The 19,447-nt window shown below is 47.4% G+C and carries 21 protein-coding genes and 3 tRNA genes; 11 read left to right on the top strand and 13 right to left on the bottom strand.

Features of this window, described 5'->3' with window-relative positions:
* The first annotated feature begins 3 nt into the window (after positions 1 to 3).
* Positions 4 to 720, top strand: coding sequence for an HAD-IA family hydrolase (locus tag ACESOH_RS09990; RefSeq protein ID WP_373100991.1), 717 nt, complete (start codon positions 4 to 6; stop codon positions 718 to 720).
* Here ACESOH_RS09990 and folB read toward each other — a convergent pair.
* Positions 717 to 1,082: a dihydroneopterin aldolase gene (folB, locus tag ACESOH_RS09985; RefSeq protein WP_373100990.1), complete on the bottom strand. Its 366-nt coding sequence runs from the start codon at positions 1,080 to 1,082 to the stop codon at positions 717 to 719. The two genes, ACESOH_RS09990 and folB, sit on opposite strands and share 4 nt — an antisense overlap.
* A 101-nt stretch (positions 1,083 to 1,183) precedes the next feature.
* Here folB and plsY point away from each other — a divergent pair, with 101 nt between their 5' ends.
* Positions 1,184 to 1,783 (top strand): glycerol-3-phosphate 1-O-acyltransferase PlsY, encoded by a 600-nt coding sequence (gene plsY / locus ACESOH_RS09980; protein ID WP_032093786.1) that lies wholly within the window; start codon positions 1,184 to 1,186, stop codon positions 1,781 to 1,783.
* A 21-nt stretch (positions 1,784 to 1,804) separates the two neighbouring features.
* Here plsY and pgeF read toward each other — a convergent pair whose 3' ends face one another.
* Both pgeF and rluD read right to left on the bottom strand, forming a co-directional pair.
* Positions 1,805 to 2,545, bottom strand: coding sequence for a peptidoglycan editing factor PgeF (gene pgeF, locus ACESOH_RS09975; RefSeq protein WP_373101028.1), 741 nt, complete (start codon positions 2,543 to 2,545; stop codon positions 1,805 to 1,807).
* Position 2,546: 1 nt separating this feature from the next.
* The gene (gene rluD, locus ACESOH_RS09970) at positions 2,547 to 3,521 is read right to left on the bottom strand and encodes a 23S rRNA pseudouridine(1911/1915/1917) synthase RluD (protein ID WP_373100989.1); all 975 of its coding nucleotides are present in this window, start codon (positions 3,519 to 3,521) and stop codon (positions 2,547 to 2,549) included.
* A 104-nt stretch (positions 3,522 to 3,625) separates the two neighbouring features.
* Between rluD and bamD the strand changes: the two genes are divergently transcribed.
* Positions 3,626 to 4,417, top strand: a complete 792-nt coding sequence (bamD, locus tag ACESOH_RS09965; protein WP_373100988.1) for an outer membrane protein assembly factor BamD — start codon at positions 3,626 to 3,628, stop codon at positions 4,415 to 4,417.
* Positions 4,418 to 4,450: 33 nt separating this feature from the next.
* Here bamD and ACESOH_RS09960 read toward each other — a convergent pair whose 3' ends face one another.
* The 4 genes from ACESOH_RS09960 to ACESOH_RS09945 form a co-directional block, all read right to left on the bottom strand.
* Entirely contained in the window at positions 4,451 to 5,632 is a 1,182-nt protein-coding gene (locus ACESOH_RS09960; protein ID WP_373100987.1) for an acetyl-CoA C-acetyltransferase, read from the bottom strand.
* Positions 5,633 to 5,643: 11 nt separating this feature from the next.
* Positions 5,644 to 6,390, bottom strand: a complete 747-nt coding sequence (locus ACESOH_RS09955) for an SDR family NAD(P)-dependent oxidoreductase (protein WP_373100986.1) — start codon at positions 6,388 to 6,390, stop codon at positions 5,644 to 5,646.
* Positions 6,391 to 6,400: 10 nt separating this feature from the next.
* Positions 6,401 to 7,663 (bottom strand): MFS transporter, encoded by a 1,263-nt coding sequence (locus tag ACESOH_RS09950; RefSeq protein ID WP_373100985.1) that lies wholly within the window; start codon positions 7,661 to 7,663, stop codon positions 6,401 to 6,403.
* A gap of 116 nt (positions 7,664 to 7,779) precedes the next feature.
* Positions 7,780 to 8,775 carry an enoyl-CoA hydratase/isomerase family protein gene (locus ACESOH_RS09945; protein ID WP_051977473.1) on the bottom strand — a complete coding sequence of 332 codons (996 nt, stop codon included), beginning with the start codon at positions 8,773 to 8,775 and terminating at the stop codon, positions 7,780 to 7,782.
* A gap of 247 nt (positions 8,776 to 9,022) precedes the next feature.
* Here ACESOH_RS09945 and ACESOH_RS09940 point away from each other — a divergent pair, with 247 nt between their 5' ends.
* On the top strand, positions 9,023 to 9,964 hold the full coding sequence (locus ACESOH_RS09940; protein ID WP_373100984.1) for a LysR family transcriptional regulator: 942 nt from the start codon (positions 9,023 to 9,025) through the stop codon (positions 9,962 to 9,964).
* A 99-nt stretch (positions 9,965 to 10,063) separates the two neighbouring features.
* Here the strand turns inward: ACESOH_RS09940 and ACESOH_RS09935 are convergent, their stop codons facing one another.
* The 5 genes from ACESOH_RS09935 to ACESOH_RS09915 are packed head-to-tail and all read right to left on the bottom strand — an operon-like array spanning position 10,064 to position 14,425.
* Positions 10,064 to 11,227: a thiolase family protein gene (locus ACESOH_RS09935; protein WP_373100983.1), complete on the bottom strand. Its 1,164-nt coding sequence runs from the start codon at positions 11,225 to 11,227 to the stop codon at positions 10,064 to 10,066.
* A 55-nt stretch (positions 11,228 to 11,282) separates the two neighbouring features.
* Positions 11,283 to 11,912 (bottom strand): 3-oxoacid CoA-transferase subunit B, encoded by a 630-nt coding sequence (locus tag ACESOH_RS09930; RefSeq protein WP_373100982.1) that lies wholly within the window; start codon positions 11,910 to 11,912, stop codon positions 11,283 to 11,285.
* A gap of 4 nt (positions 11,913 to 11,916) precedes the next feature.
* Positions 11,917 to 12,576, bottom strand: a complete 660-nt coding sequence (locus tag ACESOH_RS09925; RefSeq protein WP_373100981.1) for a CoA transferase subunit A — start codon at positions 12,574 to 12,576, stop codon at positions 11,917 to 11,919.
* 55 nt (positions 12,577 to 12,631) lie between these two features.
* Positions 12,632 to 13,567, bottom strand: coding sequence for a SphA family protein (locus ACESOH_RS09920; RefSeq protein WP_373100980.1), 936 nt, complete (start codon positions 13,565 to 13,567; stop codon positions 12,632 to 12,634).
* A gap of 30 nt (positions 13,568 to 13,597) precedes the next feature.
* Positions 13,598 to 14,425: a beta-keto acid cleavage family enzyme gene (locus tag ACESOH_RS09915; protein WP_373100979.1), complete on the bottom strand. Its 828-nt coding sequence runs from the start codon at positions 14,423 to 14,425 to the stop codon at positions 13,598 to 13,600.
* A gap of 206 nt (positions 14,426 to 14,631) precedes the next feature.
* On the opposite strand from ACESOH_RS09915, the gene ACESOH_RS09910 reads away from it, so the two are divergent.
* From ACESOH_RS09910 to ACESOH_RS09890, 5 genes are all read left to right on the top strand, one after another.
* Positions 14,632 to 14,847 carry a YceK/YidQ family lipoprotein gene (locus tag ACESOH_RS09910; protein ID WP_373100978.1) on the top strand — a complete coding sequence of 72 codons (216 nt, stop codon included), beginning with the start codon at positions 14,632 to 14,634 and terminating at the stop codon, positions 14,845 to 14,847.
* Positions 14,848 to 14,850: 3 nt separating this feature from the next.
* Positions 14,851 to 16,866, top strand: a complete 2,016-nt coding sequence (gene rep / locus ACESOH_RS09905) for a DNA helicase Rep (protein WP_373100977.1) — start codon at positions 14,851 to 14,853, stop codon at positions 16,864 to 16,866.
* 109 nt (positions 16,867 to 16,975) lie between these two features.
* A tRNA-Ser gene (locus ACESOH_RS09900) sits at positions 16,976 to 17,069 on the top strand.
* A 10-nt stretch (positions 17,070 to 17,079) separates the two neighbouring features.
* A tRNA-Arg gene (locus ACESOH_RS09895) sits at positions 17,080 to 17,156 on the top strand.
* A gap of 63 nt (positions 17,157 to 17,219) precedes the next feature.
* Positions 17,220 to 17,296, top strand: a tRNA-Arg gene (locus tag ACESOH_RS09890).
* A 30-nt stretch (positions 17,297 to 17,326) separates the two neighbouring features.
* Here the strand turns inward: ACESOH_RS09890 and ACESOH_RS09885 are convergent.
* Entirely contained in the window at positions 17,327 to 17,704 is a 378-nt protein-coding gene (locus ACESOH_RS09885) for a hypothetical protein (protein ID WP_373100976.1), read from the bottom strand.
* A gap of 123 nt (positions 17,705 to 17,827) precedes the next feature.
* Here ACESOH_RS09885 and ACESOH_RS09880 point away from each other — a divergent pair, with 123 nt between their 5' ends.
* Together ACESOH_RS09880 and ACESOH_RS09875 are read left to right on the top strand one after the other, a co-directional pair.
* Positions 17,828 to 18,427: a beta-phosphoglucomutase family hydrolase gene (locus ACESOH_RS09880; protein ID WP_032093772.1), complete on the top strand. Its 600-nt coding sequence runs from the start codon at positions 17,828 to 17,830 to the stop codon at positions 18,425 to 18,427.
* Between the two features lie 6 nt (positions 18,428 to 18,433).
* On the top strand, positions 18,434 to 19,036 hold the full coding sequence (locus tag ACESOH_RS09875) for a sugar O-acetyltransferase (RefSeq protein WP_032093771.1): 603 nt from the start codon (positions 18,434 to 18,436) through the stop codon (positions 19,034 to 19,036).
* Positions 19,037 to 19,447 lie beyond the last annotated feature (411 nt).

The raw sequence follows: 19,447 nt of genomic DNA, 5'->3' as shown, positions 1-19,447 counted from the left end.
CGCATGAAATTCTACCGCACTTTACAGCCTTTTAAGGTGATTAGCTTTGATTTGGACGATACGTTGTATGACAATTCGGCGGTGATTCGTGTGGCCGAACAGCGTTGTATCGACAGCCTGCGCGCGCTCAGCGGACTGGCGCAGCTGGACGGCGCAGACTGGTTGCAGTGGAAAACCCGCATCGCCGCGCAACATCCGCGGCTAAGCGAAGATGTTACCGCCTGGCGTCTGGAAACCATGCGGGCGCTGCTGGCATGTCACGGTAAAAGTGCGGTGGAAATTCAGCGCATTGCCGAACAAACCATGCAGCATTTTTTGCAATGGCGACATAACATTCGCGTTGCGCCGCACCATATCGCCCTGCTGAACCGTTTGGCGCAGCAGTATAAACTGGCGGCCATCACCAACGGCAATGTGGAGCCGGAACGTATCGGGCTGAGTCAGTTTGATTTGATTTTACGCGGCGGCGTGCAGGGGCGGGCGAAACCGCATCCGGATTTATTCCGCCGTACTGCGGCGTATTTTCATCTGCCGGCGTCACAAATTCTGCATGTCGGCGACAGTCTGCTGACGGATGTGCAGGGCGCGCTGCAGGCGGGATGCCAAGCGGTGTGGCTTAATCTGTCGGGCAATTCCCTGAATCGGTTTGCCGAATGCCGGCTTTTGCCGACGGTGGAAATTGAGGCGCTAGACCGATTGTGCGCGATAACGCGCATTTAACGCCCGCTAAGCGTCCCCTGTTCGATAATAATGCCGACACTGCGCGCCTGCGCGACGGCGTCCGGTTTGCGCAGCTTCAGGCGCAGCCATGAGATGCCGAAGCGTTGTCTGAGCCGGGCGGCGACCTCATAAGCCACCCGTTCGATTAACAAAAAAGGTTTTGATTGCACATAATCAATAATAAATTCGCTCACTTCGGCATAATTCAGACAATATTCCACGCTGTCGGTTTGCGCCGCCTGCCGGCTGTCCCACGCCATTTCAATATCAAACAGCAGTTGTTGTTTGATTTGCTGCTCCCAGTCATACACGCCGATTTGCGCATAGACGCTTAATTCTTCAATAAAAATGCGATCGATCAAGTTGTCCCTCGGTTGCGTGAAATTCTATTAGGATTATGCTATCAACTTTATGTACAATAGACGAACAAAATTTTTTCATTTATCTACATTGGAGATTGCCGATGAGCGTTTTCGCCCTCTGTTATATGCTGTTTGCTTATTTATTAGGCTCGATTTCCAGTGCAATCTTACTTTGCCGTGTATTCGGATTGCCTGATCCGCGCGATGCCGGCTCACATAATCCCGGCGCCACCAATGTGCTGCGTATCGGCGGCCGCGGGGTCGCCTTAAGCGTGCTGATATTCGATATGCTGAAAGGGATGTTGCCGGTGTGGCTGGGATATTATTTGGGGCTTAGCCATTTCGAACTGGGCATGGTCGCGCTGGGCGCCTGTTTAGGGCATATTTTTCCGCTGTTTTTCAAATTCAAAGGCGGGAAAGGGGTCGCCACCGCATTCGGTGCCATTGCGCCGATTAGCTGGTCGGTGGCGGGTTCTATGCTCGGCACTTGGCTGCTGGTGTTTTTAATCAGCGGTTATTCTTCCCTCAGCGCCGTGCTCACCGCTTTGCTGGTGCCGTTTTATGTATGGTGGTTTAAGCCGGAATTCACTTTTCCTGTCGCGTTGGTGTGCTGTCTGCTGATTTACCGTCATCATGATAATATTCAGCGTTTATGGCGCGGACAGGAAGATAAAATGTGGCATAAATTACGAAAAAAATAACCGCACTTTATGGCGGCAATGTTATGTTTCCGTAAACCAAATCAACGACGCCATGCGCCCCGTTTGCTTATCGCGGCGGAAAGAAAAGAAATCCGTTGCCTGCCGGTAAGTACAATGCTCGCCGCCGCTAATGTGTCGCACGCCGACATGCCTCAGGCGCTGAGCGGCCAGACAGTACAAATCACACAAGTATTTTCCCGCCGCATCGGGATCCGGCATAAACGCAGTTTCCGCTTCGGCATCGTGCGCCATAAACCGCTCCGCCACATCAGCGCCGACCTGAAAACACGCCGGCCCAATAGCCGGCCCCAGCCAAGCGATAATATCTTCGCGCGGACATTGAAAATGCTTTACGGTTTGTTCCAGTACGCCGTCGCACAAGCCCCGCCAGCCGGCATGAGCCGCGGCAACCTGGGTGCCTTGTCGATCGCACAACAGCACCGGCAGGCAGTCGGCGGTCATCACTACACAAACCTGATTCGGCTGCGCGCTGTAGGCAGCGTCCGCGGGCGGTATATCGCCCCTATAAGGCAATCTAATCACATTCGTACCGTGAACCTGATTGAGAAATACGGGCGCTTGCGGCAGGCCGAACCGTTCGGTCAGCAAAGTGCGGTTAATTTTGACCGCACTTTCCTCATCCCCCACATGAGCGCCCAGATTAAAACTGTGATAGGGCGCTTGGCTGACACCGCCGCGCCGTACGGTAGTGAACGCCCGAATATTGGCCGGCGCCGGCCAGTGCGGTTGAATGGCATCCATATCAATAATCCAGTTCATCTTTATGCGCCAGATAATCCGCTTTCAACGCCTCAATTAGCTGTACGAAATCATCCGGCAGCGGCGCATGCCATTCCATTAATTCGCCGCTGACGGGATGGTTCAGGCGCAGCATCACGGCATGCAGCGCCTGACGTTTAAAGTCGCGCAGTACGCTTAAAAACGCGTCGCTGGCATTTTTCGGCGGACGGGGACGCCCGCCGTAAGTTTGATCGCCCAGCAACGGATGCGCAATATGCGCCATATGCACGCGGATCTGATGGGTTCGCCCGGTCTCCAGACGCAGCCGCAGGCGGGTATAATTGCGGAAGCGTTCCATAATCCGGTAATGCGTAACGGCGGGCTTGCCGAGCGGATGCACCGCCATTTGCGTGCGTTTGGTCGGGTGCCGCGCCATCGGCTCATCCACGCTGCCGCCTTGGGTCATTATGCCGTATGCGACCGCTTCGTATTCGCGGGTGATTTTCCGTTTTTGCAAATCGCGCACCAGTTTGGTTTGCGCCGGAATGGTTTTCGCCACCACCATCAGGCCCGTGGTGTCTTTATCCAGACGGTGGACAATGCCGGCGCGCGGCACTTCGGCAATCGACGGATAATGATACAGCAGCGCGTTTAAAACGGTGCCTTTCGGGTTTCCTGCGCCGGGGTGCACCACCAATTCTTTCGGTTTGTTGAGCACTAAAATGTGTTCGTCTTCATAAACGATATTCAGCGGCAGATTCTCCGCTTCAAAGCGGGTTTCATCGTCCGCCTCAATCCGCACCTCAATTTGCTCTCCGCCATAGACTTTGCTGCGCGGCACATTGATGATTTCACCGTTCACCAAAACCGCATTATTTTCAATCCGCGCTTTTAACCGTGAACGCGAATAATCCGGGAACATTTCCGCTAATGTCTGGTCTAAGCGTTGTCCCATTTGATGCGGCTGAACTTCGGCCGACAACGTGATTTGTGCCATAAATAAAAAAATCCGTCAGTTAATAGTTTGCTTATTCAGCGATGTTCTATAAAATACCGGATTATTGTAACTCATTTATTATTGCTCGTAAAAAAAGGATTACTATGCGTAAATTAAAAAATTTCACTCTCGTCGCATTAACCGCACTGGCTGTCGCCGCCTGTTCCGGGTCAAAAAAAGAGGTGGAGGACGGCACCGAACAGGAGCTTTACGCGAAAAGCCAGACCTATTTACAAGACGGCAATTATTCTCAGGCAATCCGCTATCTGGAAGCGGTAAAAAACCGTTATCCGGGCATGGGTTACGGCGAACAGACCCAGCTTAATCTGATTTACGCGTATTATAAATCGCAGGATTACACCAAAGCGCTGGTGGCGGCGGATCGTTTCATCCAGCAATATCCGAACAGTCAGCATCTTGATTATGTTCTGTATATGGCGGGCTTAACCAATTTCGCCTCAGGGGAGAATTTCTTCCAGGATTTCTTCGGTGTCGATCGCGCCACCCGCGAAAGTACCTCAATCAAAGCGGCATTTGCCAATTTTCAAGCCTTAGTTCAGCATTATCCGAACAGCGTCTATGCGCCGGACGCCGTTGCACGCATGGCCTACATCAAAGCCAGCCTCGCCCGTCATGAACTGGCGATCGCCAAATTCTACGCCAAACGCAATGCGCACGTCGCCGTTGCCAACCGTGTGGTCGGTATGCTGCAACAATACCCGGACACTCAGGCCACACACGATGCGTTACCGTTAATGAAAGCGGCTTATGAAAACATGCACCTGACCCAACTGGCCAATCAGACCGAAACCCTCATTCAGGCCAACCAAAGCAAACAATTCGCTGACGTTGAAAAACCTGCAGAACCGGAATTGACCGTTCCACAGGCACAATAGGATAAAGGCAACAGCGTAATAAATGCACAAATATCAGCTGTTTTTCGACACAATAAGCGAAACGCCCTGACCGCCGCCGACACAGAGTGTCGCCAAACCGTATCGGGCGTTTTTTCTTTTCATTTCATAAAGTAGGCTGACCAGAATTCTTGCTCCGGATGCGCCGATAGGATGACCTAGTGCGATTGCGCCGCCATTTACATTCGTTTTATTCGGATCTAAATCTAACTCTTTTATTACGGTTAACGCTTGTGCGGCAAAGGCTTCGTTTGCTTCGATTAAATCCAGATCCGCAATAGATAAGTGAATTTTTTTCAATGCTTTTTGTGTTGCGGGCACCGGACCATAACCCATTATTTGGGGATTTACACCGGCGCTGGCCCAAGATTTGATCGTTGCCAACGGTGTGAGTTTTAATTGCGCGGCTTTTTCTTTGCTCATTAATACTAGTGCAGCCGCACCGTCGTTGAGACCCGATGAATTACCTGCCGTAACTACACCGTCTTTTTTAAACGCTGGGGCAAGCTTAGCCAGTCCTTCGAGAGTTGAACCCTGTCTGATATGTTCATCTGCGGAGATAAGCATCGTTGATTTTTTGGTTTTGACTTCTACGGGGATGATTTCATCATTGAAGCGGCCTGCTTTCTGGGCTTTTTCTGCACGCTGCTGGCTTTGTAGCGCAAATTCGTCCAATTCTTGGCGACTGAAACCAAACTGCTCGGCCAGATTTTCCGCTGTTATCCCCATATGGACATGTGAAAAAGCGTCGGTTAACCCGTCTTTTATCATTGTATCAATCAGTTTACTGTCGCCCATTTTGGTTCCCCAACGAATATGTGGGAGCGCATAAGCGGCATTACTCATACTTTCGCTTCCGCCGACAACGACGATATCTGCATCATCACAGCAAATTGCCTGCGCGCCCAGTACGACGGATTTCAGCCCTGAACCACATACTTTATTAACCGTAAAGGCCGGAGTTTGTTCGGGGATTCCTGCTGAGATAGCGATTTGTCTTGCTATATTTTGCCCAAGCCCGGCAGACAGGGTATTACCTAAAATGACTTCGTCTATGTCAGTAGGGGATAGTCCCGCTCTTTTAATGGCTTCAATAACGGCACATTTGCCTAAATCTACCGCACTCATCTCTTTAAAGCAGCCGCCGAAACTCCCGATCGGTGTTCTTGTCGCGGAAACAATAACAACTTCTTTCATATTAACATCCCCTATAATGTAATACCGTTATCCACAACCAGAATTTGTCCAGTTATGCCTGAGGATTCATCGGAAGCAAAAAATAATATCGCTTGAGCCTGTTGTTCTGTTGTTGTGTGCGGCAATTCCATATTCATATGTTTGGCGCATTGTGCGGCGAATTCATCAAAGGTAGCCAATTTTTCCGGCGTATTTAATTCAGTCGGCGTCGGTCCGGGACATACGGCATTGCAGCGTATTCCTTTGCCGGCATATTGCATGGCGATATTTTTCGTCATTCCGATAACCGCACTTTTAGCGGCGGAATACGCAATACCGGCGGAACCGAATACACCGCCAATAGAGGAAATATTCACAATTGAACCGTTCGTCATTTTCATCAGTGCCGCTTTGGTAAGATAAAATACGGAGGTTTGATCAACCAGGATCACTTCATTCCACCACTCGGTAGAACATTTTGTAATTGGCATATGTTTATCGGCGATACCTGCATTATTCACTAAGATATCTAAGCGACCGAATGCGTCGAATGTTTCGGATATGACTCGTTGGCATTCATCTTCGCGGCTGACATCTACCGGAATGACCTTGACATTGCCGCCGATTTTGCGGATTTTTTCCGCTATCTGAGTTAATTTATTTTGACGACGGGCAACCATAACGACGGATGCGCCTTGCGCTGCGAATAATTCTGCTGTGGTAGCCCCTATACCTGAACTGGCGCCGGTTATGATGGCAACTTTATTTTGTAATTTCATAGTAAACTCCTTAATTCTGACTTTGATTATTTTGAACAGGGGTCAGATTAGTGGCCCAGATTAAAAGAAATGAAATGAAACCGATGCCGATAAGCAGCATATAGGCGCCTCTGAATCCTCCGAGATAGGCAAGCCCGAAAGCGAGAACAGAAAAAGCGCAGCAACGAATAATGGATTGAATCGGATGAATGATACCTAAGGCTTTGACATAGGAAGAGCGTGGGAATTTTGTTGCGATAAATGCGGTGCTGTAATTGGTTGCGCCGGGTAAGGCCAGCCCAATCATCCCCAATGAGATGAATAATGCGATTTCAGATGAAAAGATATTGAGAAAAATAGCAATCATCCACCATAGATTGTAGATAAGAAATGCAGGTTTAATGCCTATACGGTGATTTAGCCAACCCCATGCGTAGGCTCCTATTGTTCCGATTAAGGCTGAGGCGCTCATATAAAAAATCGCTGTATTAAGATCGAATCCAAGTTCGATAAGACGAGGCACGATTTGACTGACGATACCGACGAGCATAATGTAAACCGCCCCGGTTGCGATTCCCATATACCAAACATCTTTCATACTTAATAATTTTTTGGTGGTTAGGCTTTCGGACAGACGTATTTCTTCTTGGGCAGAGGTGATTTGTTGATCTAAAGGTTCATTGTCGGGATATAGTCCGATATCTTCCGGGCGGTTCGTTATTGAAGTTAACACAATCACAAAGAGAATCAGCATAATGGCGGATATCGTCCAAAAACCGTGATTAAAGTTAAATAACGCAAATGAAAGTGATAATACCGGAACGAAAAACGCACTTGATGTTGTTTGCCCGAATGTGCAAAAACCCAGGGCCAGGCTTTGTTTCCGTACAAACCAGTTGGCCACTAAAGATGTTCCGGCTATGTAGGCATAACCGGTTCCGAAAAAACTGACGCCGGCAAATAAGAGGGTAAAAGTGGTAAGTGTACTGGCATAACCGAGTAAACCGAAACAAATTGCACAGATAACCAGACAAAGCAATGTCGTGAATTTACTTCCTTTTTTGGTACATAGCCAGGCACAGATGGGGGCCGCTGGGATCGCCGCCCAAGACGCGGGGGTGACTAAAAACAATAATTCATTGCGATCCAAACCATAAAATTCAGACAGACCGGGAACGATTAAATTTAAACCATGAGTCGTGACACCCGCACCGACCCAAAACATACAGGCTTGCACAATAATGACTGTCCAGCCATGTTTTCCGAAATTAAGTTGTTTTTCGGTATGACTCATCTTCAGTTCCTCCAATGAGACTTAAAAAGTACAATGTGATGGAAATCGGTTATAAAAAAGGGAGGCTATCGTTAAACTTAATGACAGAACTCCCTTTGAATAGCATTTAATGACAATTATTTGATTTCATCCTCTTCCTGACCGCCGTCGATTCGTGGTCGGATGACTTTACCTTTTTTCTCGGCAGCTCGGACTAATGAGGCTTCTTCTTTTGCCCGATCCCAGTAGTCGGCTTCATGCGGAGAATGTTCGGTTGCAGTAACGAACATTTCTGTCGCAAAGGAAGTACGCAACTCTTTTGCAATATCTTCTTTCCAAGGCTGACGGAGGATTTGAGTGGTAATGCGGCGGGTAACGCGGGTACCGGTATGCATGATCAATTCGGCAATTTCCCATGCCCGTTTATATGCCGCTTCGGTATCCTCACAAATTTCATTTATCATGCCGAGTGCCAGTGCTTTTCGAGCGGTAATAATTTCACCGGTTAATTCTGCATACGCAAAACGTTTCCGTCCCATGAGTTCGCGCCATGCGATTTGAACACCGTCTCCGGGAACCATATTGGTTCTGAAGTGCATTTCGGTTGTCCAGGCATCTTCCGTTGCTAAAGTGATATCACTAAACAAAACTAAATCGGAATGAAATGTTGCGCCGGCCCAAACGCCGATAGTCGGCACTTCAAGATCAAAGATTTGTCCTTCGATGTCGTTGGTTCCGTCGTAAAACTGATAGTTATACATACGCCAGGCCACATCAGGATCGGAGGCAAATTCCGTTGCAGGCTGCCATTCTCCGGCCTGGTTTACCCGTCCGATACCTTTAAAGGTGTCCGGGCCTATACCGCCAAGAATAATTACTTCGTTATCCGGATCACGGCCGGCCCAATCAAAGAAATAATGTAACCCTTGATGAAGCTGCGCCCCCCACTGGACAGGGCCGCCGTTAGTATGCATTCTGGCTTCAAGGATGCCGTTCTTACGCTTCATAATGAAACAATCTTTTAATTTTTCTGAGTATTCCTCAAATGTCATATGTGGCAGCGTACCAAGCTCTTCGTGAGACATCTCTTTACGTTTATCATAATCTGATTCATAATTTGCTTTGATAGTCATAGCGGACTCCTTAATCATCATTTATTTAAACTTTCACGTCAGAACTTACGGTCTCAATCATAATCCTGACTTGTCATAAAGATTACCGTGCGTACATTTTCGGTTGAAATTCTTTTTATCTTTTTCATTATGTGAATATTGCATAATCACTAATCATTATTAGAGCGTAATCTTTATATTTAATAAAATCATATGGGTTCTCACAGAATGTGAGAGTAAATGAAATGAATGAAAGGGGATATATGTTATGAAACTGCAACTTTTACGTGAATTTGTCGCTTTAGCCGAAATGCTTAATTTTACTAAAGCCGCTAATCGATTATATATGACTCAACCGGTATTAAGTCGCCATATAAAAGAATTAGAAGCCAGTATCGGTACCGAGTTATTAATTCGCGATACTCATCGAGTGGCGTTAACCAGTGCCGGAGAAGTTTTATTTATTGAGGCTAAAAAAATTCTTCAGCAATATGATGATTCAATCGCAGTAATTCATCGTTTTACCGGAAAAAGTCGTTTAAAATTATCCATCGTTTATTTGGGGGATGCATTTAGTCATTTGCTTAGTGGCGTGGTAAGCAATTTTAAGCAAAAATATCCTGATATAGCGACTTCCTATCATGACGCGGAACTTGATGATGCATTAAATCTCTTATCATTAAGAGAATATGATGTCGGATTTGTTTTACGCCCGAATTTTCTTAATCGCACAACCAGACGATGGCTAAAAGAAAAATTTAATTTTAACCGATTATCGTTTCAGACTGACCCGTTGTGTATAGCGGTAAATAAACATCATCAGCTGGCCGCGCGGGAAACGATTTCTTTAAAGGAGCTGGAGAATTGTTTAATTATTCGTGAAGATCCTAAACGGTTTTTATTTTCCAAAATTTTTAGTACGGATGTATTATTAATGCAGGGATTGGATTTTAAATTATATAAAGAATACCCGAATTTAAAAACCTGTGCTTTTAATTTGGAGATTAATAAAGATGTAGTATTATTAATTCCAAAACATAGAGCAAAATTACTTGGGCCAAACAGCACGTTAATTAATATTAAAGAAGATTATCATTATATTATGGAATTAATTTGGGATCCCCGTAACCCGAATTCAAGCATTCCGAAATTTGTTAAAGAATTTGAACGATTATTAGCACAAAATCAACAACTCTCCCCATCTGAATAAGAAAAGTGCGGTGATATTTTGCAGACTTTTTAAGTGATATGAACCGTACTGTATAGGGTCAAAATAAGGCTTAGTTATAAGCCTTATTTTATCTCCGTTTTAGAGCCGTTCTAATAATGCGGCAAAACCTTGTCCGCCACCAACACAGAAGGTTATTAACCCCGTGCCTAAATTTTGGCGTTCAAGTTCATAAACAAGTTTTGTGGCTAAAATACCGCCCGTTCCGGCTAGCGGATGACCTAGCGCGAGTGCACCGCCGTTGACATTAAGTTTGGCGGTATCCAGATTTAATTCCCGGATACAGGCGATAGATTGCGCAGCGAAGGCCTCATTCATTTCGATTAAATCAATATCATCAAGCGACATTTTCAGGTTGTGCAGCAGTTTTTGTGTCGCACTGACCGGACCGATACCCATAATTGACGGATCAACGCCGGTAGCGGCAAAACTCACCACTTTGGCCCAGATTTTTAATCCTAAGGCCTCTGCCTTTTTGCGTTCCATCACCACAACGGCACCGGAACCGTCACTCATCGGCGAGCTGTTTCCGGCCGTGACGATACCTTGTTCAGTAAACGCCGGCGGTAATTTGGACAGCGCCTCCAAATTACAATCCGGACGTAATGCTTCGTCTCGGGTGATTACACTATCACCTTTGCGGTTTTTAACTGTTACCGGCACGATTTGTTGATCAAAGTAACCGTGTTGCCAGGCCGTTGCTGCTTTTCTATGACTATCCACGGCAAACTGATCGCATTCTTCTCTGGTCAGATGATATTTTTGCGCTAAATTTTCCGCGGTAATGCCCATCGGAATATCGATTGCTTTGGGTGCCGAAATCGGTACGACCCATGCCGGCGGGCGGGTCTGATATGCCGTTGTCGGTTTTTCCATGATATAGCAACGAGTCGAATCGCTTTCTACGCCGCCGGCAACCATGATGTCGCCATAACCCGCTTGAATTAAGGCGGCGGCATAGGCGATAGCGTTAATACCCGAGGCGCATTGACGATTTAAAGTAATGCCGGGAACGGTCATCGGCAATCCGGCGGCTAACCCGACGACACGCGCCATATTGACACAATCCGTATTCAGCAGGTTACCGAAAATGATTTCGTCGATTTCCTTAGGCTCAACGCCTGACCGTTTCACCGCCTCTTGTACCGTTAATCTGCCCAATTCCCAGGCCGGAACAGAAGCCAACGCACCTCTTGCTTTTCCTACGGGAGTTCGTACCGCAGACACAATCACGGCTTCACGCATAATAAAATTCTCCTTATATTGGCTTAAACTTGTCTGAAAAACACCGCACTTTCGGTTAATCTTTAAAGATTAATGGTGCTTCGGTACGCTTAATCACATCCTCTTTCTTGATGTTCGGAAATAATTCTCTGACCACCACACCGTTAGCGGTGATATCAAAGACACCTAATTCCGTAACAATAATATCTACGACTTTGTAGCCGGTCAGCGGCCAGCTGCATCGGGATAAAATTTTAGGCGCACCATTTTTGGCGTTATGTTCCATGGCGACGATTACCTGTTTGGCGCCGGATACCAAATCCATCGCACCGCCCATTCCCATAATACGTCCGCCCGGAATACTCCAGTTTGCAATGCTGCCTTCGGCGTCCACTTGCAGCGCACCCAGTACGACGGCGGTTAATTTTCCGCTGCGAACCAGCGCGAATGCCCCGGCGCTGTCGGAAACGGAGGCACCGGGTAAGAGTGTGACCATTTGACCGCCGGCATTAACATAATCCGGTTCTTCTTCTCCCGGTTTTGGCGAGCCTCCATAGCCTAGTAAACCGTTTTCCGCGTGAAGCTGTACGCCCTCTTCAATATAATTTCTCACTAAACCGGGAATACCGATACCTAGATTTACCACATCACCTGCGTGAAAAAAGCTTGCTATTTTTCGGGCAATCAGTTCTTTTGCATCAGACATATCGTTATTCCTCATTAGTTAAAATCATATCGACAAAAACTCCCGGCGTGATTACTGCTTCCGGATCAATCGTTCCTACATCAACGATCTCATCGGCTTGCACAATCACTAAATCCGCCGCCATTGCCATGACCGGGTTGAAATTTCGTGCTGAACCTTTATAGACTAAATTGCCCGATTTATCGGCTTTCGCCGCACGAATCAACGCAATTTCGGCTCGGAACGGTTTCTCGAAAATATACTGTTGCCCGTCAACTTCCATCACTTGGCGTCCTTCCTGAGCCATAGTGCCCAATCCGGTTTTGGTCAGCACTCCGCCGAGTCCCGCTCCGCCGGCGCGGATTTTTTCAACCAGTGTGCCCTGAGGATAGAGATTAACGGTCAGAATGCCTTGATTAATTAACTCTGTGACATAAGGATTCATACCGATATGTGAATGATGCGCTTTGGTGACTAAATGCGCATCATAAAGTTTACCTAATGCCACTCCCGGATCACCGGCATCATTGGCGATGAGTTCTAAGTTTTTGCAGCCTTTTTCAACGATAATATCGACGAGTCTATCGGCACAACCCCGGCAAGCAAAGATACCGGCCATTAACTTCATTCCATCATGAAATTTTTCGGCAATTTCTGCCTTTGAGTAGATCTTATTTTTCACCATATTACGGATTCCTTTTATGTTTGCTGAAAGGCATGCCTGCCATTGTGTTCAGGGTTTAAAGCGGAATAGCGACGCCCAGATGGAAAAAGCGCATCTTAGGATCGTTTTCCGAATGGACGGATGCTAAAAATCTGGCGGTTAGGGAAAACGTGCCGAAATCATATCCCAGTATCGGACCGAACATAACATGTTCGACACGGCTGCCTTCCGAATACAGACCTTGTACTACGCGTCCGCCTTTTTTATCGTCGGTAAACTGCTTAGTCCAGTTACCGATTAATCCGACAGTCCATTTATTGAGACGTTTCGTGGCGGTCAGATCTAAATAATAGGTGTTACCCGAACGGTAATCCGTTTTCTTATTTCTGGTATTGAAATCAAAGGTGTTATTCATCGTAAACGCCCAGTCGTTATGAAAATAACTTAGGGCAAGATTAGGCTGAACGGTATAATAACGGTTTGCCAGGTTTTCCGGCGTATTCGCGCACGAACCGTTATGACAGACGGTAGCATGTTTACCGTTCTTAAAGACAAAAGCCGTCCCTGTTCCTAAATGGAATCCGTTACCTAAATCCCATGATAGAAGTAACGGCATAATAGTCGTGCTCATCAAACCATGATTGGAATATTTAGACTCGCCGGATGGCGTATTTAGTGTCGTATGGGCAATTTTGTAGGGTTGTGCGATGCCGAGCGCATAATTCGCACCAAGGAATTTGTAGGGAGTTGACCATAGTAATGCCGCCGCCATGCTGACATTGCTGGCTTTAATATTAACATAAGGAGAATGTAACTTACCCCATTCGTAATCTACGTCATAAGAAAAATACAGCCCTGGCGGAGGTAATGCGCCGGCATGATTGCCCGTCGTTGCGCCGGGCTGTAACGGCGTGACTCCTTCTTGAGCGGAGGAAGAAAAACTGATTGCCATAGCTATTGCAATTGTACTGAAGGATAAAACAACTTTTTTAGCTGACGTTGTGATAAACATTGTTATTTCCTCTCTTTTAACCGGCGTGGTTTAACTTCTTTGTTTTAACCCTAAAATGGTTCTTGCTTCATTTGGTGTCGCGACGGCTTTGTCGGCTTCATGAATAATACGAATTGCGCGTTCCACCAGTGAAACATTGGTTGCAGGTACGCCTTTGGAATAGTAAACATTATCTTCCAATCCGACGCGGATATGGCCGCCCATTGCGAGCGTCGCCAGCATGATCGGCAAATGGCTGCGTCCAATACCAAACGCTCCCCAACTAGCGTCTTCGGGTAGTAAACTTTTTAAATACACAAGATCTTCGACATTGGCCATCGCACCACCCAAGACACCTAGAACCAACTGAAAATGCAGCGGTGCGGTTAAATGACCTTTTTCCAGATAATACTTGCAGGCATGAACCATGCCGCTGTCAAAAATTTCAATTTCAGGTTTAATACCGAGCGCTAACATGGTTGAGCCTAATCGGGATAAAAACTGCGGCGAATTCACAAACACACCGCCCGGCATCCAGTTAAACGAACCCGCATCAAAAGAAGCGATTTCAGGTTGAACGTAAGCCAAATGTTCCATTCGCTGTTCATCGGTTGCCCGGTGATCACCTGCTGTGGTCACATTAATAACCACATCACATTTGTCTTTAATTCTGTCAATGGTTTCTTTAAATTTATGTTTATCCATCGTACCTAATCCTTGTTCATCGCGCATATGCAAGTGCACGACAGAGGCGCCGGCTTTCCAGCATTGATAGGCGTCTTCGGCGATTTCTGCGGGCGTAATCGGGATAGATGGTGCAATTTCTTTTGGTGTGACGGCGCCGGTTAATGCGGCGGTTAGAATTACTTTTTCAGCCATAATACTCACCTCTTGTGTCGGATTGGGATTACAGAACAATCGTTACCGCTTCTGTGCTTTGAGGAAATGTAACATGGGCTAAAATGTGGACAGAAATTCTTTTTCTGATTTCGGTTATACGTTTTATGTATAAAACGGTGCTTTATTTTTTCTCGCTGTCCGGATAATTTCCCTTATAATGGGGCAAAAAATTAATATGGAATTGTATGTATAAAACCTTACTCATTCTCACCGCACTTTGCGGGTTATCCGCCTGCGGGACGGTGGTGAAACTGATTGATCCGACGGCGCCTTATACGACTTATGCCGGGACAAAATACGATTGGGAGATGACACAGCGATGGGGATTGCCGATTTTGGATCTGCCGTTGTCGTTTTTATTGGATACGGCGTTGCTGCCTTACGTTTGGTTGCAGGAATAAGTGATGAAACTGAATAGTCAGCAGCAACAGGCGGTGAGTTATGTATCCGGCCCTTGTCTGGTTCTGGCCGGGGCGGGATCCGGCAAAACCCGGGTGATTATTAACAAAATCGCGTATCTGGTGGAAAAGTGCGGTTATTTACCGCAACATATTGCAGCGGTGACGTTTACCAACAAGGCGGCGCGCGAAATGAAAGAGCGGGTGGCGCATTCAATCGGTAAGGCGCAAAGCCGCGGTTTGATGGTGTCCACCTTTCATACGCTGGGATTCGATATTATCAAACGCGAATATAAGCCGTTGGGGTTGAAATCTGCGATGACGCTGTTTGACGAACATGATCAGGCGGCGCTATTAAAGGAATTGACGACGGATTTATTGCCCGAGGAAGATAAAGAAACCCTGCGCGAGCTGATGAGCGCCATTTCCAACTGGAAAAACGATTTGGTTTTGCCGCCTCAGGCGCTGATGCAGGCAACGGATGAGAAACGGCAGCTTTTCGCCCGCTGTTATGCGCGTTATGCCAATCAGCTGCGCGCCTATAATGCGCTGGATTTTGACGATTTGATTATGTTGCCGACGTTGTTATTCCGGCACAACGCCGAAGTGCGGTCGAAATGGCAGACAAAAATCCGTTATCTGCTGGTGGACGAATATCAGGATACCAATACCAGCCAATATGAACTGATTAAATTATTGGTCGGCGAGCGGGCGTGTTTCACGGTGGTCGGCGATGATGATCAGTCCATTTATTCGTGGCGCGGGGCGCGGCCGCAGAATATGATGCGGCTGAAAAACGATTTTCCGCACCTGAAAGTGATTAAGCTGGAGCAGAATTACCGTTCCACCGAACGTATTTTGCATTGCGCCAATATCCTGATCGCCAATAATGATCATGTGTTTGACAAAAAACTGTTTTCCACGCTGGGAGAAGGCGAAAAACTACAGGTGATCGAAGCGAAAAATGAAGAACATGAAGCGGAACGAGTGGTCGGCGAGTTAATCGCACACCGTTTTATGCGGAAGACCAAATATCGTGATTATGCCATTTTATACCGCGGCAATCATCAATCCCGCCTGTTTGAAAAAGTATTAATGCAGAACCGGATTCCGTATAAGATTTCCGGCGGCACATCGTTTTTTGCGCGGGCGGAAATTAAGGATATGATGGCGTATCTGCGTTTACTGGTCAATCAGGACGACGATTCGGCGTTGCTGCGGATTATTAATACGCCGAAACGGGAAATCGGCGCGGCGACGCTGGAAAAACTGGGTGTGTTGGCGCAGGAAAAACAGTGCGGTTTGTTTGAGGCGATTTTTGATTTTGAGCTGATTCAGCGGGTTACGCCGAAAGCCTATAATGCGCTGCAAGGATTTGCCCGCTGGATGGTGGAGCTGAACGACGAGCTGCTGCGTGCCGAGCCGGAAGAGGCGGTGCGCCGTATGCTGGCGCAGCTGAGCTATGAAGAATATTTGTACGAACATGCCGCCAGCCCGAAGATGGCGGAAATGCAGAGTAAAAACGTGGCAACCTTGTTCGAATGGGTCGCGGATATGCTGAAAGGCGATGAGTTTAATGAGCCGATGAGTTTAAGTCAGGTTGTCACCCGGCTGACGCTGCGCGATATGTTGGAGCGCGGCGAGGAGGATGAAGAGGCCGATCAGGTTCAGTTAATGACGCTGCACGCCTCAAAAGGGCTGGAATTTCCGCATGTTTTTCTGGTCGGCATGGAAGAGAATATCCTGCCGCACCAGAGCAGTATCGACGAAGATAATGTGGAGGAAGAGCGCCGTTTGGCTTACGTCGGCATTACCCGCGCTCAGCAAACGCTGACCTTTTCTTTATGCAAAGAACGGCGTCAGTTCGGTGAACTGCTGAGACCTGAACCGAGCCGGTTCTTAGCCGAGCTGCCGGCGGATGATGTACAGTGGGAGCGGGATAAACCGCCGCAAAGCGAGATACAGAAACAGGAAACCACGAAAAGCCATATCGCCAACCTGCGCGCTATCCTGCGCGGCTAACGTTGCCGCATGGTGTTGTAGATAAATCATGCAAATGAGCCGCGATTTAGAAAAAATAATTTGACTTATGACAGGTCTATTCGTATCATACCGCCCACAAACCGATTGTGGTGAGATGGCCGAGTAGGCTGAAGGCGCTCCCCTGCTAAGGGAGTATGGGGTCAAAAACTCCATCGAGGGTTCGAATCCCTCTCTCACCGCCATTTACTCAGGGCACCCGTAGCTCAGCTGGATAGAGTACTCGGCTACGAACCGAGCGGTCAGAGGTTCGAATCCTCTCGGGTGCGCCATCTTATTGAACTCTACAATAAGATTAAAATGATGAAATGACAGGTCGGCATACACGATTATGCGCACCCGTAGCTCAGCTGGATAGAGTACTCGGCTACGAACCGAGCGGTCAAAGGTTCGAATCCTTTCGGGTGCGCCATTTCATTTCTCTTCTTATCTTCAGTTTATTTCACAGATTTTTCAGAATATCCGGTTGAGCCAGCGACAGGGCGTAAATATTGGCGATGAAATGGGTTTGCTCGCTTTCCGGCACGGCAAACGGAATCAGCGTCAGAATTTCGCGGTGACGCTGTAAAACTTGCGGAAAACTGACCGCACTTTTGATTTCCGCCACTATATCCCGGTGCAGACTTTGCGCGGCGTAACCGCGTTTAATTCGGCCCAGCGCCATCGCCAGATGAATAAACAGCATACCGGCTTGTTTGGTTTCCACATCGGCATGCCAGTGTTCGAACAGATATGTGCGAATCTCCAGCACAAGCTGACACACATTGTCATCAATCAGCCGGCGCTGTTGTAAAAAAATAAGGCGTTGTTGCAGATCCATTTCCGTTATCACGACGAATTGATTAATCAGGCGTTACTTTAACCGAATATTTGTCAATGAAATAGTGCGAAGATCACAATTTTATAGCAAAATAGCCGAAATTCTTTTTGTGAAGGTGGCAGGATGTTGGATAAACGGCTTTTTGAGCGATATAAAGGATTGATTTTTGATATGGACGGAACGGTTATCGATACCATGCCGAGCCATAAAAAAGCCTGGGATATGGTGGGCGAACAAATGGGCTATCCGCTGGACGGGCAGATTATGTATCAGCTTGGCGGCGCGCCGGTGCGGACGATTGCGCAAGCCATGATGAAGAAAGCCAATATGCCGGCGGCGTTGCTTGATGAGGTGATTAGCTTGAAACGCGAATATGGCGTTAAATTGATTATGCAGCACTCCTCGCTGCTGCCCGCCGCGCAGGTAGTGAAGACCTTTGTCGGTAAAAAGCCTCTGGCGCTGGGTACCGGCTCGCACCGTAAAATGACGGATATTTTGCTGGATAAGTTCCGGCTGCATGCGTATTTCAATGCGGTGGTGACGGCGGAAGACGTGCAAAAACACAAGCCGGCGCCGGATACCTTTCTGCGCTGTGCCGAGTTGATTGCGGTGAAACCGGCGGATTGTCTGGTGTTTGAAGATGCGGATCTGGGGGTGCAGGCGGGATTGGCCGCGGGCATGGATGTGTTTGATGTACGAATTAACCGAGTGATTAAGGGATAAAATCTGATGTTGTCGGAAAAAGAAAAAATGCTAGCGGGCCTTGCGCATCAGCCGTATTCGGCGGAACTGGCGAGGCTGCGTTTGGAAACCAAAGAACGGCTGTTTGAATATAATACGCAGATTCGCCCCTCTGATGAGGCGGCAAAAGTGCGGTTGATTTCAGCCATTTTCGGCAAAGCCAAAAATACGCCGCACGTTAATGCGCCGTTTTTTTGTGATTACGGTTGTTTCATTGAAGTCGGCGAGAATTTTTTCGCCAATTATCATTGCACGATCCTGGACAGCGGCGGGGTGAAAATCGGCGATAACGTAATGTTTGCGCCGAATGTCAGTCTTTATACCGTAGGTCATCCGCTGCATCCGCAGCTGCGTAACGACGGCTGGGAACAGGCAAAGCCGATTGTTATCGGGAATAATGTTTGGGTCGGCGGTGATGTGGTGATTTTGCCCGGCGTGACGATCGGCGATAATGTGGTGATCGGGGCGGGGTCGGTGGTCAGTAAAGCGATTCCGGCGAATACGCTGGCGGTGGGCAATCCCTGCCGGGTGATACGCAATATCACGGAACAGGATCGCGACGATTACATAGCACGCTATCTGCGCCCTTAATCGACAAGCGGTGCGAATTCGGGCGAATTTTACACCGCACGTTATCTCATTCATAAAAAAAAGACCGTCTGAACAGACGGCCAAATAACCTAAGGAACCAATTTTTATTGAACAACTGCAAGTTGCTATTTTCAAGAGATTGTAGTCTAGCATAAAATTGGTTAAATCTTTACGAAAATTTACATTTTTTCGAAAAAAAATGAGTGAGCCGGAAAGGTTTTTCTATGATAGGTGCGAAAAGCTATAATTATCAAAAGATTATCTCTTTTGTATGAGATGTTATCACCGGTATGTCGGTATTTGTCGTTTACATAGCTTTACAAAATTCAAGGGATAAGAAAGGCCGCCTGAAACGGGCGGCGGATAACCTAAGGAACCAATTTTATTAAAACAACTGCAAGTTGCTGTACT

Origin of the sequence: Necropsobacter rosorum, from assembly GCF_964241405.1 — a bacterium.
Classification (GTDB): Bacteria; Pseudomonadota; Gammaproteobacteria; order Enterobacterales; family Pasteurellaceae; genus Necropsobacter; species Necropsobacter rosorum.
Note: the sequence above shows the minus strand (reverse complement) of the source record. Positions and strands in the feature narration are given on the sequence as shown.